At 34.9% G+C, this 13,317-nt stretch carries 14 protein-coding genes; 5 read left to right on the top strand and 9 right to left on the bottom strand.

Annotated features, from left to right (window positions below; genetic code table 11):
• The first annotated feature begins 38 nt into the window (after positions 1-38).
• A complete protein-coding gene (locus tag BUB95_RS03230) occupies positions 39-1,043 on the top strand; it encodes a LacI family DNA-binding transcriptional regulator (protein WP_073082967.1) in 1,005 nt (334 codons plus the stop codon).
• Between the two features lie 39 nt (positions 1,044-1,082).
• On the opposite strand, the gene BUB95_RS03225 is transcribed toward BUB95_RS03230, so the two are convergent.
• The gene (locus tag BUB95_RS03225; protein WP_073082964.1) at positions 1,083-1,508 is read right to left on the bottom strand and encodes a hypothetical protein; all 426 of its coding nucleotides are present in this window, start codon (positions 1,506-1,508) and stop codon (positions 1,083-1,085) included.
• A gap of 87 nt (positions 1,509-1,595) precedes the next feature.
• Entirely contained in the window at positions 1,596-2,831 is a 1,236-nt protein-coding gene (locus BUB95_RS03220) for a 3-deoxy-D-manno-octulosonic acid transferase (protein ID WP_317048453.1), read from the bottom strand.
• Between the two features lie 113 nt (positions 2,832-2,944).
• Between BUB95_RS03220 and BUB95_RS03215 the strand changes: the two genes are divergently transcribed.
• The 3 genes from BUB95_RS03215 to BUB95_RS03205 are packed head-to-tail and all read left to right on the top strand — an operon-like array spanning position 2,945 to position 6,408.
• Positions 2,945-4,102 (top strand): DegT/DnrJ/EryC1/StrS family aminotransferase, encoded by a 1,158-nt coding sequence (locus tag BUB95_RS03215; protein WP_073085049.1) that lies wholly within the window; start codon positions 2,945-2,947, stop codon positions 4,100-4,102.
• 6 nt (positions 4,103-4,108) lie between these two features.
• Positions 4,109-5,134 (top strand): UDP-glucose 4-epimerase GalE, encoded by a 1,026-nt coding sequence (galE, locus tag BUB95_RS03210; protein ID WP_073082962.1) that lies wholly within the window; start codon positions 4,109-4,111, stop codon positions 5,132-5,134.
• 2 nt (positions 5,135-5,136) lie between these two features.
• Positions 5,137-6,408, top strand: a complete 1,272-nt coding sequence (locus BUB95_RS03205; RefSeq protein ID WP_073082959.1) for a metal-dependent hydrolase family protein — start codon at positions 5,137-5,139, stop codon at positions 6,406-6,408.
• A gap of 32 nt (positions 6,409-6,440) precedes the next feature.
• On the opposite strand, the gene lspA is transcribed toward BUB95_RS03205, so the two are convergent.
• From lspA to BUB95_RS03190, 3 genes are all read right to left on the bottom strand, one after another.
• Positions 6,441-6,920 carry a signal peptidase II gene (gene lspA / locus BUB95_RS03200; protein WP_234969231.1) on the bottom strand — a complete coding sequence of 160 codons (480 nt, stop codon included), beginning with the start codon at positions 6,918-6,920 and terminating at the stop codon, positions 6,441-6,443.
• Between the two features lie 27 nt (positions 6,921-6,947).
• Entirely contained in the window at positions 6,948-7,841 is an 894-nt protein-coding gene (gene fabD / locus BUB95_RS03195; protein ID WP_073082952.1) for an ACP S-malonyltransferase, read from the bottom strand.
• Positions 7,842-7,922: 81 nt separating this feature from the next.
• On the bottom strand, positions 7,923-8,852 hold the full coding sequence (locus tag BUB95_RS03190; protein WP_073082949.1) for a dihydrofolate reductase: 930 nt from the start codon (positions 8,850-8,852) through the stop codon (positions 7,923-7,925).
• A gap of 288 nt (positions 8,853-9,140) precedes the next feature.
• Between BUB95_RS03190 and BUB95_RS03185 the strand changes: the two genes are divergently transcribed.
• A complete protein-coding gene (locus BUB95_RS03185) occupies positions 9,141-9,437 on the top strand; it encodes an isoamylase early set domain-containing protein (protein WP_073082946.1) in 297 nt (98 codons plus the stop codon).
• 74 nt (positions 9,438-9,511) lie between these two features.
• On the opposite strand, the gene BUB95_RS14275 is transcribed toward BUB95_RS03185, so the two are convergent.
• From BUB95_RS14275 to BUB95_RS03165, 4 genes are all read right to left on the bottom strand, one after another.
• A complete protein-coding gene (locus BUB95_RS14275) occupies positions 9,512-9,793 on the bottom strand; it encodes an energy transducer TonB (protein ID WP_159432630.1) in 282 nt (93 codons plus the stop codon).
• A gap of 160 nt (positions 9,794-9,953) precedes the next feature.
• The gene (locus BUB95_RS03175; protein WP_073082939.1) at positions 9,954-10,778 is read right to left on the bottom strand and encodes a thymidylate synthase; all 825 of its coding nucleotides are present in this window, start codon (positions 10,776-10,778) and stop codon (positions 9,954-9,956) included.
• A 183-nt stretch (positions 10,779-10,961) separates the two neighbouring features.
• Positions 10,962-12,611 carry a NupC/NupG family nucleoside CNT transporter gene (locus tag BUB95_RS03170; protein WP_073082936.1) on the bottom strand — a complete coding sequence of 550 codons (1,650 nt, stop codon included), beginning with the start codon at positions 12,609-12,611 and terminating at the stop codon, positions 10,962-10,964.
• A 10-nt stretch (positions 12,612-12,621) separates the two neighbouring features.
• Positions 12,622-13,236 carry a bifunctional nuclease family protein gene (locus BUB95_RS03165; RefSeq protein ID WP_073082933.1) on the bottom strand — a complete coding sequence of 205 codons (615 nt, stop codon included), beginning with the start codon at positions 13,234-13,236 and terminating at the stop codon, positions 12,622-12,624.
• Positions 13,237-13,317: the final 81 nt, after the last annotated feature.

The raw sequence follows: 13,317 nt of genomic DNA, 5'->3' as shown, positions 1-13,317 counted from the left end.
GCCACACTTATCTTAGTGTGGCTTTTTAATTCAATATCATGGTGACTTTAAAAGAACTTGCAAAATTATTAAATGTATCTGTCTCTACCGTTTCTAAAGCGCTTAGCGATAGCAGTGAAATTGGTGAGGCTACAAAAAAAAGAGTCACAGAACTTGCAAATGAGCTTAATTATAAGCCTAACAGAATTGCGCAGCAACTAAAATCTAGTGAAACTAAAGTTGTGGGTGTTGTTGTACCAAGTTTAATGAATCCTTTTTTTGCTGAGGTCGTACATGGAATAGAGACCACTTTGGGGAATCATAATTACGATATGACCATTTGTATTTCTAATGAGAGTTTAGAGAAAGAGCAACGGAGTTTCGATTTGTTATCAACCGGTAGTGTTGATGGTTTTATTGTTGCTGTAGCAAGGGAGACGCAAAAAGAATACAATATCAAGCATTTTGAATCGGTAAGTAAAAGCACGCCTATAGTGATGTTTGATAGAGTGTTGAATGATGTTAATTGTAGTAAGGTTGTTGTAGATGATTTTCAATCGGTCTATGAAGCTGCTAGTTATTTAATAGAAAAAGAAGACAGAAAGCATATTCTACTCATTAGTAATATTCAAGAGTTAAGTGTAGGTCAACACCGTATTAATGGATACAAAAAAGCTATTCAAGAATCTAATCTATCTGAAAGTATTCTAAAACTAGATGGAGAGAAAAACCCAGATGAACTTATATTACATTATCTTAAAGAACACAAAGATGTTGATGCCATTATTTCAATAGACCATATAACAGGCATTATGGCTTTGAATATGGTTAAAAAATTAAACAAGCATGTACCTAATGACATCTCAGTTATAGGTTTTGGTTATGCAGATTCTCAGTTTGTATCCAGTCCAAAGATTTCTGTAATCAATCAAAAAGGATATGAAATAGGGAAATCTTCTGCATTAACCTTATTAGAAATTCTAAGCAAAAAAGTAAAGACAACTTACAAAACAGAGATGGTAAAAAGTGAACTCGTACTTAATGAAACAACAAAAAAGGCTTAGAGAATTCTCCAAGCCTTTATTATAAGATTTCAGAAAAGCTTAGTTTCCAGTTTTAAGCTTATCCATAGTATCATTTACTGCATCTTCAGTGTTTTCAGCCATATCAGAAATAGACTCAGCAGCTTTCTTCTTTGCAGCTTCCAATTTAGCCTTAGCAGCTTCTAAAGCTTTTTCAGCTTCAGCTTTAGCTTCACCAGTGGCATTATTTACAGCTTCTTGAGCTTTAGCTAATTCTTTTTCAGCTTCAGCTACCATGTTATTAGCAGCTTCCTTTACATCACTAACTGTTTCATCAGCAGCATCTTTCATGTCTTTTGTAGCTTCGTCAATAGCATCACTTGCCTTATTTGCAGTTTCTTCCATTTGGTCTGCTGCTTTTTCAGCTTCAGCTTTTGTTTCTTTACATGATGTAAATGATAAAGCTAATACGCCACAAAGCGTTAAGCTCATTAAGATTTTTTTCATAATTATTGGTTTTAGTTTTAAAAGTTGATTTGAGTAAAATACTCAAAAAATGGCACTTATTTTGTTATTATGCCACATAAATTCTCTCTATATACGTATGAAATCAAGGATATGGACCACTGCACCTTGATTATTTTCTATAAATTTTGAATTAATAGCGCCTTGAGCATGTCTTTTATTAACATTTTCGACTAAGTGAGAAATCGTTTTTTTAAAGTCTTCTTTTGTTTCAGTACTCACAATACCATTAAGTTCTATTAATTGCTTTGCCTCAGGAAATTTTGAATAGTTTTTTCCGATGATTATCGGAATTCCAAAAACGGCTGGTTCTAGGACATTATGTAAACCAGTATTTCCAGCTGCACCTCCCACATAAGCGATATCTGCGTAGCTATAGGTTTTCCCTAAATAGCCAATAGTATCAAGGATAAATGCACTATATTCTGAAAGGATTTTACCTTTCATGTTAGAGAATTTTACTGTAGGCACTTTGAGCCGCTCCTCAATATAATTTATATAGCTGGGTTTAATGTTATGAGGCGCTATAATAAATTTTAAATCGTTATGATTCTCATTGATAAAAGGAATAAAAAGGGCATCGTCTGCCGGCCACGAGCTTCCAAAAACAATAGTAGTCTTATCGGCTTTAAAAGTCTCGATAAAATCAATAGTATTATCTATTTTTAGTTGATGACTCACACGGTCAAAACGTGTATCACCAGAAACAGACACAGAACTATATCCAATCTTTTTTATTAATTCTTTAGAATTTTCATCTTGTGTAAAAATATGGTCAAAGGAAAATAAAGCCTTTCGCATTAAGCTTCCATACCATTTAAAATAAGATTGACCTTTCCTGAATGTTGCAGAAATTAAAAGTGATGTGATACCTCGCTTTTTAGCTTCGAGAAGGATATTAGGCCAGATTTCGTATTTCACAAAAAGTATCAATTCAGGATGCGCTAAATCTAAAAATTGTTTTGCGTTTTTTTTGGTGTCTAAAGGCAGATAGATAGCAACATCAATATCTGTTGAGTTCTTTTTAATCTCGTAACCAGATGGCGAAAAAAACGAAACTACAATTTTATGTTTAGGATATTTAATCTTTAGAGCCTGTAAAACAGGAAGACCTTGTTCGTATTCACCTAAAGATGCGCAGTGCATCCAAATCGTTTTATCAGTCTGAGATATGGATTGCTTAAGTATGCTGAAAGTATTTCTTCTTCCAACTACGCCTAATTTAATTTTGGGATTAAAAAACGAAAAGACCTGTAAAACAAGACCTAATAAATAAATGCCTATAGAATAAAAAAATCTCAACATATTCGATTTGTGCTAAAATACATTTCTTTCAATTAAATACATTGATGAGCCGTAACATTTTTGTACTTTCGCTAGGAGCCCTGGGCTTATACTATATTAAATATATTACGAGAATGAAAAAGATTCAAATGGTCGACCTTCAGGGCCAATATGCAAGAATAAAAGACGAAGTAAATACCTCTTTTGACGAAATATTAGGAAGTGCTGCATTTATCAATGGACCTAAAGTCCATCAATTTCAAAAAAATCTTGAAGATTATTTAGATGTAAAACATGTCATTCCATGCGCTAACGGAACCGATGCTTTACAAATAGCAATGATGGGTCTCGGCTTAGAACAAGGAGATGAGGTTATTACTGCCGATTTTACCTTTGCAGCAACAGTAGAAGTTATTGCATTATTAAAGTTAACACCAGTTTTGGTAGATGTTGACCCAGTAACTTTTAACATAGATGTAGATGCTGTAAAAAAAGCAATTACACCAAAAACTAAAGCCATTGTCCCTGTGCATTTATTTGGCTTAGCTGCCAATATGGATGAAATCATGGATTTAGCTAAAGAACACAATCTTTATGTTATAGAAGATAATGCGCAAGGTATTGGAGCAAATTACACACATAAAGATGGTTCTAAAACAAAAACCGGCGTTATTGGTCACGTAGCTTCAACGTCTTTTTTTCCGTCTAAAAATTTAGGTTGCTATGGTGATGGTGGTGCTATTTTCACCAATGACGATGATTTAGCACATACCATAAGAGGAATCGTTAATCACGGGATGTACAAGCGCTATCACCATGATGTGGTTGGTGTAAATTCGAGATTAGATTCTTTGCAGGCAGCTGTTTTAGATGCTAAATTACCGCATTTAGATAGTTATAACAATGCACGCAGAAATGCTACTCGAAAATATAACGAAGCCTTTAAAAATCATCCAAAAATTACAGTGCCATCTGGAAGAACAAACTGCGATGGAATTTGCGATACTTGTGACTGTCACGTGTTTCATCAATACACTTTAAATCTTAAAGATGTTGATAGAGATGCACTTGTGGCACATTTAAACGAAAAGGGAATCCCTTGTGGTGTATATTATCCAATTCCTCTGCATAAGCAGAAAGCCTATGTAGATGAGCGCTATAACGAAGATGATTTTAAAGTTACAAATCAATTGGTGCAATCTGTAATTTCTTTACCAATGCATACGGAGTTAGATGACGAACAAATTGATTTTATTACAAAGACAGTTTTAGATTTTATAGACGCTAACTAAATTCTAATAATGAAAGTTTTAGTTACAGGCGGACTTGGGTATATTGGTTCTCATACAGTCGTAGAACTGCAGCAAGAGGGTCATGAAGTTGTGATTATAGATAATCTATCTAACTCTTCTATTGAAGTACTCGATGGGATTACTAAAATTACGGGAATACAACCTGAGTTTGAAGAACTAGATTTAAGAGACAACTTTGAGCTAAAAGACTTTTTTAAACACCATCAAGATATCGATGGTGTTATTCATTTTGCAGCAAGTAAAGCCGTTGGCGAAAGTGTTGAAAAACCATTGTTCTATTATCAGAATAATGTTTCAACTTTAATTAACCTCCTCCAAGAACTACAAAAGCAAAAGCAGCAGAATTTTATTTTTAGTTCATCATGTACGGTTTATGGCGAAGCTGATAAAATGCCAATTACTGAAAATGCACCAATAAAACTAGCACAATCACCATACGGGAATACAAAACAAATAGGTGAGGAGATTTTAAGAGATACAACTAAGATTAATAATGATTTAAAGGTTACAGCACTTCGTTACTTTAATCCTATAGGAGCGCATAGTTCAGCTCATATCGGAGAATTACCTCAAGGTGTTCCGCAGAACTTAGTGCCTTACATCACACAAACAGCTATAGGATTACGAGAACAGTTATCTGTTTTCGGAAATGATTATCCTACGGAAGATGGCACTTGTATTAGAGATTATATTCATGTGGTTGATGTAGCTAAAGCTCATGTTGTAGCTTTAGAACGATTGATAAAACATCAGCAGACTTCAAATTTTGAAGTATTCAATATAGGAACAGGAAAAGGAAGCTCAGTGATTGAGGTTATCGAAGCTTTTGAAAGGGTTTCAAACCAAAAACTGAATTATAAAGTTGTTGAAAGACGTGCTGGAGATGTGACGTCTGCCTATGCTGATACCATTAAGGCCAATAATATATTGGGTTGGACATCAAGCCTCACTTTAGATGAAGCTATGCGAGATGCATGGCAGTGGGAGAAAAAAATTAGAAAAAATAATTAATTATGAAACTATTACTTAGACTATTTGTTTTATTATTTGCAACGACGATTGTAGGCCAGACGACCTATCTACATTGTGGGAAATTGATTGATACCAAATCTGGTAAAATTTTAAATGAGAAAACAGTTATTGTTGAAGGGAAAACTATCGTAGATGTTGTAGATGGTTACGCAAAACCAAAGTCAGGTACAGTAGTTGATTTAAAATCTAAAACAGTGATGCCAGGCTTAATAGATATGCACGTACATATCGAGTCTGAAACTAATCCGAAAAAATATCTTGAAGCTTATACCTTAAACGATGCAGACGTAGCCTATAATTCACTGCACTATGCAAACGTAACTTTAATGAATGGCTTTACAACAGTTAGAGATTTAGGCGGCTCTGGCGTTAACGTGTCTTTGCGTAATGCAATAAACCAAGGTAAGGTTGTTGGCCCAAGAATTTTTACTGCTGAAAAAGCGCTCGCTACAACTGGTGGGCATGCAGACCCTACTAACGGAGCAAAACGAAGTCTCCTTGGTAATCCTGGACCAAAAGAAGGTGTAGTTAACGGCGTAGAAGATGCTAAAAAAGCAGTTAGACAACGCTATAAAAACGGTGCAGATTTAATAAAAATTACGGCAACAGGTGGTGTTTTAAGTGTTGCCAAAAACGGGCAAAACCCTCAGTTTACTCTTGAAGAAATTAAAGCCATTTGTGAAACTGCAAAAGATTACGGATTCCATGTGGCGGCACATGCACATGGAGATGAAGGCATGCAACGTGCTATAAAAGGTGGTGTAAAAACTATTGAACACGGAACACTCATGAGCGCTGAAACTATGGAATTAATGAAACTATACGATGTGTATTTGGTTCCTACAATTAGTGCGGGCAAGTTTGTTTCAGAAAAAGCTAAAATTAAAGGCTACTATCCTGAAATTATTGTTCCTAAAGCCTTAGATATTGGTCCTAAAATTCAAGATATGTTTGCTCGTGCTTACAAGGCTGGTGTAGGTATTGCGTTTGGTACCGATGCTGCTGTTTTCTATCATGGCGATAACGGAAAAGAATTTGGATACATGGTTGAAGCAGGTATGCCGGCTATCAAAGCTATAGAAAGTGCGACAGTCACCAATGCAATGCTATTGAAAAAGGAAAATGATTTAGGCCAAATTAAAAAAGGATTTGTCGCAGACATTATTGCTGTTGAAGACGACCCAACGAAGAATATTTCTACGATGGAAAACGTTGTTTTTGTAATGAAAGAAGGTAAGGTTTATAAGCAGTAAGCTTCTCGAAATAAATTAAAAGAAAAAGGACATTAATTGCTAGTGTCCTTTTTCTTTTTCATTATAAAGTTGCTAAAAATTAGCATAAACATTCCTGTAGTTACAGCAACGTCTGCAACATTGAATATACCAGTCTTAAATACACCTCCTAAATCGATAAAGAAAAAGTCCGTGACAGAACTGAATAGGAATCGGTCGATTACGTTAGCTAACCCGCCACCAACAATACAAGAAAATGCAATTAAGCTAAGCTTGTCCAAACTCTTAGTTTTTACGATGTAGTAAACAACATAGAGTAAAACTAAAAGTGGTAAAAGTTTTAATAAAATAAAGTGAAGTGTAGGATTCATATCACTACCCATACCTAAAAAAGCACCTTTATTTTCTACATACTGCATAACAAATTTATCGCCGATTAATTCTTTGGTTTCACCATAGATAAAATTAGCGCGCACCCATATTTTGGATAATTGGTCAACTGCTAAATTGCCGATAACAATTAATGCTATCAAGAGATTTCTATTCAAAATAATAAGTTATTAAGCGTTAGTTTCAAAAGTAGCTGATGTTGTCTCTGCCTCACGATTAATTTTACGTACCAAACCTTGAAGTACTTTACCAGGACCAACTTCAGTAAAGTGTTTAGCGCCATCTTCAATCATTTGCTGCACAGATTGTGTCCAACGGACAGGAGCTGTTAATTGCGAAATCAAATTGGATTTTATTTCATTCTCATCAGTAATAGCAGAAGCCGTTACATTTTGGTAAATCGGGCAGTTAGGTTTACTAAATGTTGTATTCTCAATTGCGGTAGCTAATTCTTCACGAGCAGGTTCCATCATTGGTGAGTGAAATGCTCCGCCAACAGGTAATACTAATGCACGTCTTGCGCCTTCTTCTTTAAGTGTTTCGCAGGCTTTGTTAATGGCTTCAATTTCTCCAGAAATTACTAATTGCCCTGGACAATTGTAGTTTGCAGCAACAACAATACCTTCTGTAGTTGCACATACTTTTTCAACTATATCATCATCTAACCCTAAAACTGCAGCCATAGTACTAGGTTGCAATTCGCAAGCTTTTTGCATGGCTTGAGCACGCTGAGATACTAATTTTAAACCATCTTCAAAGGTTAAAGCTCCAGCAGCAACTAGTGCAGAAAATTCGCCTAAAGAATGACCAGCAACCATATCTGGTTTAAAATCTTCTCCTAAAGTTTTTGCTAAAATCACGGAGTGCAAAAAGATAGCTGGTTGTGTGACTTTAGTTTCTTTTAAGTCTTCAGCAGAACCTTCAAACATAACATCTGTAATAGAAAAACCTAAAATATCATTGGCTTTTTCAAAAAGTTCTTGTGCTAAAGGGGAGTTTTCGTAAAGGTCTAAGCCCATTCCTGAGAATTGAGCACCTTGACCAGGAAAAATATATGCGTTCATTGTAGTTTCAATTTAGTGATGCAAAAATAGGAATTAAATTATTTAGGATAATAAATAGATGTCTTTGAAAAAGATAATATCTTATCGACGAGTGTAAGTAATAAACGAAAAAGCATGTGCGTGCTTTTCATCGGCTTCACGCTTAGTTCTTGAAACTTCTTTCCATTCCATGGCATCTATCAAAGGGAAAAATGTATCGGCATCTTCAAAAGTAGCATGAACACGTGTGATTTCTAATTCATCGGCAAGAGGTATGGCTTGTTTGTAGATTTCGCCTCCACCAATTATAAATGGGTTGTCATCTTTTCTAGAGGCATCCAAAGCGTCAGCCAATGAGTTTACAATAATAACACCATCAGGTGCGATATAGTCTTTTTGTCTAGTAATGACAACATGTGTTCTGTTAGGGAGCGGTTTAGGAAAACTCTCAAATGTTTTGCGGCCCATTATTATATGGTGTCCATTAGTGAGTTTTTTAAAACGTTTTAAGTCATCACTTAGATGCCAAATAAGGTCGTTGTCTTTGCCAATGGCATTATTTTCACCAGCAGCAACGATTACAGTGAGCTTATTCTTTTTTTTTATGGAAGTGTCTACCTTAGGTGATTTTTCTTGAGCATATTGCTTTTCAGCTAATTTTTCATCTTCTTTGGCAAACTTTTCTTTTAGCTTATCTATCCGCTGTTGTTGTTTAGCTACCAATTTTTCTACTTGCTGTTTTTCCCAATCTTTTCCCATAAATTTATTGGTAATAAACACATTGATAAAATGGTATATAAATAAAAATAACCAAGCTAAAATGGCATATACAAACCAATTAATACCAGCGATGGTAAAATCTTTTCCTATACCAAGCACAGTATTGGCAATAATTAAGAAAACGGCGCCAATAAGAAATACTACAAAATGAACGTATAATCGTTTTTTAGCCTTTATGCGTTTTTGTGCATTCTCAATTAATTCTAATTGTTCTTTATCAATGGATGGTGTCTGTTTCTTTTTACCGAACATAAGCTTGCTTTTTGCTAGGTTAAAGATACCCTTTTTTCACTAAATCGTTGTAGTAGATATTTGTATTGTATTTTATTAGTTTTTCGAAAACGATGTAGTTGAAAATCAGTCAAGTAAGACTCAATTTATTTATTGAAAGAATAGCGATTTTAGCTTCTAAATTTTATCAATTTGCAATCTTGATGTCGTCATTTTTATTAAAGTGATAATTCTTTTTATGTAGTTAATGTTTCTCTATTCTAGGGTTAAATTCTTTTATACATTTGATTATTAATTAAACCGATTATTATGGCAATTAAAAAACAGTATTTAAAAAGTAAGCCAGTTTGTAAAGTAACATTTTCTGTTCCTGCAAAAGAGGCAAAAAATGTAGCTGTTGTTGGAAGCTTTAACGAGTGGAATACTGAAGCTACAGAATTAAAAAAATTAAAAAACGGAACCTTTAAAGGAACGGTAGATTTACCTAGTGAAAGTTCTTATGAGTTTAGATATGTTGTTGATGGCGCTTACATCAATGATGAGCAGGCAGATGCTTACGCTTGGAATGACTTTGCTGCGGCAGAGAATGGGGTGATTAATTTGTAATTGCAAATAAGACAGAATAAAAAAGGCTTCAAATATTTGAAGCCTTTTTTATTCTATCATTGTTACTATTTTTTTTAAGAATCAATATAAAAGTTTACAGGTATTGCAAAAGGAACAGTAACTGCTTGACCTCTATGCATTCCTGGACGTTTCATTTTTGGAATTAATTTTATAACTCTAATCGCTTCTTCTCTTAATTTTCGGTGCGGCGCATCTGCATCAGCATCTATGATTTCTCCTTTTTTGTTAATTTTAAAATGCAATACGATTTTAACTAATCCATTTGGAAGCCCTAAATTATCTGCTAATTTTACATTAAATTTTCTAGATATAAGTTTAGATATTTTAGTTGACATACAGTTTTTTCTTTCTGTCTTGTTTTTTTTCATGTGACATCCTGGATATATTGGGACATCTTCAACTATTACAAAAGAATTTTCACAGTTAGTTTCTTGAGCAAAGGAACTCGCACTAAAAAGTATAATCAATAGGAATAACATTAAATTCTTCATAAAACTAAACAGCAACAACACCTTTAATATGTGGGTGTGGGTTGTAATCGACCAAGGTGAAATCTTCGAACTTAAAATCAAAGATGTCTTTAACTTCCGGATTCAAAATCATTTTAGGAAGTGGTCTCGGCTCCCGCGATAATTGAAGCTCTAGCTGTTCCTTATGGTTATTGTAGATATGCGCATCACCAAAGGTGTGAATAAAATCTCCAGGTTGGTAACCGCAAACTTGGGCCATCATCATAGTAAACAATGCATAAGAGGCAATATTAAAAGGAACACCAAGAAAGATATCCGCACTACGTTGATAGAGTTGGCATGATAACTTACCATCAGCAACATAAAACTGAAAAAATGCATGGCATGGCGGCAACGCTGCTTTACCATTAGCTACATTTTCTGAAAAGGATTTTGAAGTATCTGGTAGCACCGAAGGGTTCCAAGCAGAAACTAACATTCTTCTACTGTTTGGATTGTTCTTCAATGTATGAATAACTTCTTTAATTTGGTCAATTTCGTCGTCGTTCCAGTTGCGCCATTGGTGACCGTAAACTGGTCCTAAATCACCATTTTCATCAGCCCACTCATTCCAAATACGTACGCCGTTTTCAGTAAGATAATTGATATTGGTGTCGCCTTTTAAAAACCAAAGAAGTTCGTAAATGATGGACTTTAAGTGGAGTTTCTTAGTAGTCACCATTGGGAAACCTTCGCTTAAATCAAATCGCATTTGGTAGCCAAAAACACTTTTGGTGCCTGTTCCTGTTCTATCTCCTTTTTCGTTGCCTTCGGCTAAAACGTGCTTTACTAAGTCGTGGTATTGTTTCATATGCCCATCTTCCGTCTTCCCAAAGGGAAGAAAACTGATTAAAATAAATGATAAACGAATTTAAGTAAATTGAATAATTCATTCTTTTAATATGACCAGACAGATATCAAAAGTTATTAACTAATTTTCACAAGTATATGTTTTCCCCTTTGGGGAAATGTCCGTAAGACAATGGGGCTTCTTTTACCCAATAATCATTCCTGCAATTGTTGCAGAAATTAAAGAGGCGATAGTTCCACCAATTAAGGCTTTCATTCCAAATTTGGACAATTGTTTACGTTGACCTGGCGCTAAAGAACCGATACCGCCAATTTGAATTCCTATAGAGGCAAAGTTGGCGAAACCACAAAGCATGTAAGTGGCCATAATTACAGACTTGTTGTAATTAAGGTGAGTGGCATTTGCAACATTTTTAAGATCTGCTAACTGAATGTATCCAATAAATTCACTAGCTGCTAATTTAACACCTAGAAGTTGCCCCATAAGTGCCATGTCTTCTGATGATACGCCGATTAACCACATGAGTGGTGCAAAGGTATAACCCAAAATAAGCTCTAGCGAAAGTGTTTGGTAAGGTGTGTTTGCCATTACCCATTCGTTTATGGTAGTAACATCCCCAACCCAGCCTAAAACACCATTAATCATTGCAATAAATGCAACAAATACTAATAGCATTGCGCCTACATTAACAGCTAGTTTTAAGCCTTCTGTAGTTCCGTTAGAAATAGCATCTAATATGTTTGAACCAATTTTTTCTTGAGATACACTTACGTCTGTGTTGATATCTTCGGTTTGTGGATATAATATTTTTGAAATCACAATAGCGCCAGGAGCCGCCATTACCGATGCCGCTAAGAGATGCTTGGCGTAAACCAAACGAAGCGCTGGGTCATCACCTCCGAGAAAACCAATATAAGCCGCCAATACTGCTCCTGCGACAGTTGCCATACCGCCAATCATAACAAGTAGTATTTCAGACTTGTTCATTTTTTCGAGGTAAGCTTTTATTAATAGAGGTGCTTCAGTTTGTCCAAGGAAAATATTTCCGGCAACACTCAAGCTTTCCGCACCCGAAATTTTAAGAAGTTTAGACAGTAACCATCCAAAGGCTTTTACTACTTTTTGGATAATCCCTAAATAGAAAAGTACCGACGTAAGTGCAGAGAAAAATAAGATAGTTGGTAGTACTTGAAAAGCGAAAATGAATCCAAAAGTATCCATATCCATTACAAGTCCTTCAAATAAGAATTTACTTCCTGCTCTGGTAAAATCTAACACGCTCACAAAAAGACTTCCTACCCATTCAAAAGCTGTTTTTACAAAGCCTACCTTTAAAACGCCTATGGCAATAATCAGTTGAAAAGCTAAACCAATACCAACAGTTTTCCAGTTTATTGCTCTTCTGTTACTACTAAATAAAAAGGCAATAAAGATAAGCGTGACCATGCCTAAGGCACCGCGCCATAGACTATTAAGTGAAAAACCTTGACTAGGTATAAGTTGGTCTTCTGAAGATGTTTTGCTTAAGGTTGAAGTTCTGTCTTCGAAATTATATTTTAGATTAAAAGTTTTTGATTCGTTACTAAATACAAACGTAGAGTCTGTTAATTCAGAAATTTTATAACGCTCAACACTATTAATTGAGTCGTTGATGTACAAAATCATTAAATTATTCTGTCTAATGTAATCTCCTTCTAAATCATTGTAATTAAAACTTCCATTGTTAAGTTGAAATGTTTCTCCGGTTTCAAACTGCCAGGCTTTTTCAACTTCTTGCGCTCCAATATTTAGACCAAAAAAAATAGCTGTAATAGCTAGTAAAAATTGTTTCATAGGAAGGGATTTAACGTTTAGAAATTTCGTCTCTAATCTTTGCAGCGACCTCATAATCTTCATTAGCTACAGCTTCATCCAAAAGATTATGCAATTCTTCTAACGATTTGTCTCTGTATATGTCATCACCAAATGCGGCTGTTTCAATTTCTTCAGCAATAAGCTCATCCATTAAAATACTATCGTCATCTTGCTCGTCCTTCTTGGGATTGACTTTAAGATAGATTCCAGCTTTGTCCAGTATGTTTTTATATGTAAAAATTGGTGCCTGAAAACGAAGTGCTAATGCAATGGCATCACTAGTTCTGGCATCGATAATTTCTTCAATATTATCGCGTTCGCAAATAAGGCTAGAGTAGAAGACACCATCCACGAGTTTGTGAATAATAACTTGCTTTACAACAATAGCGAAACGGTCAGAGAAGTTTTTGAATAGATCGTGAGTAAGCGGTCGAGGTGGTCTAATTTCTTTTTCAAGAGCAATAGCGATAGATTGGGCTTCAAACGCACCAATAACTATTGGTAATTTACGGTCGCCATCTACCTCATTTAATATCAAAGCATAAGCGCCATTTTGTGTTTGGCTATACGATATGCCTTTTATGTTTAAGCGTACTAAACTCATAATTTCTCGATAATCGAGATTTAAATATACTAAAACACAAAGAACCGTTTAAATTTTGAATTTACCAACTACTGGTTAAAT

This window comes from Winogradskyella jejuensis (genome assembly GCF_900129745.1).
Taxonomy (GTDB): domain Bacteria; phylum Bacteroidota; class Bacteroidia; order Flavobacteriales; family Flavobacteriaceae; genus Winogradskyella; species Winogradskyella jejuensis.
This window is presented reverse-complemented; position numbering and strand designations above follow the sequence as displayed.

Bases quoted from the DNA above. Each gene is read 5' to 3' on its own strand.
- BUB95_RS03230 (WP_073082967.1), top strand. From the start codon at position 39: ATGGTGACTTTAAAAGAACTTGCAAAATTATTAAATGTATCTGTCTCT.
- BUB95_RS03225 (WP_073082964.1), bottom strand. From the start codon at position 1,508: ATGAAAAAAATCTTAATGAGCTTAACGCTTTGTGGCGTATTAGCTTTA.
- BUB95_RS03220 (WP_317048453.1), bottom strand. From the start codon at position 2,831: ATGTTGAGATTTTTTTATTCTATAGGCATTTATTTATTAGGTCTTGTT.
- BUB95_RS03215 (WP_073085049.1), top strand. From the start codon at position 2,945: ATGAAAAAGATTCAAATGGTCGACCTTCAGGGCCAATATGCAAGAATA.
- BUB95_RS03205 (WP_073082959.1), top strand. From the start codon at position 5,137: ATGAAACTATTACTTAGACTATTTGTTTTATTATTTGCAACGACGATT.
- fabD (WP_073082952.1), bottom strand. From the start codon at position 7,841: ATGAACGCATATATTTTTCCTGGTCAAGGTGCTCAATTCTCAGGAATG.
- BUB95_RS03190 (WP_073082949.1), bottom strand. From the start codon at position 8,852: ATGTTCGGTAAAAAGAAACAGACACCATCCATTGATAAAGAACAATTA.
- BUB95_RS03185 (WP_073082946.1), top strand. From the start codon at position 9,141: ATGGCAATTAAAAAACAGTATTTAAAAAGTAAGCCAGTTTGTAAAGTA.
- BUB95_RS14275 (WP_159432630.1), bottom strand. From the start codon at position 9,793: ATGTCAACTAAAATATCTAAACTTATATCTAGAAAATTTAATGTAAAA.
- BUB95_RS03175 (WP_073082939.1), bottom strand. From the start codon at position 10,778: ATGAAACAATACCACGACTTAGTAAAGCACGTTTTAGCCGAAGGCAAC.
- BUB95_RS03170 (WP_073082936.1), bottom strand. From the start codon at position 12,611: ATGAAACAATTTTTACTAGCTATTACAGCTATTTTTTTTGGTCTAAAT.
- BUB95_RS03165 (WP_073082933.1), bottom strand. From the start codon at position 13,236: ATGAGTTTAGTACGCTTAAACATAAAAGGCATATCGTATAGCCAAACA.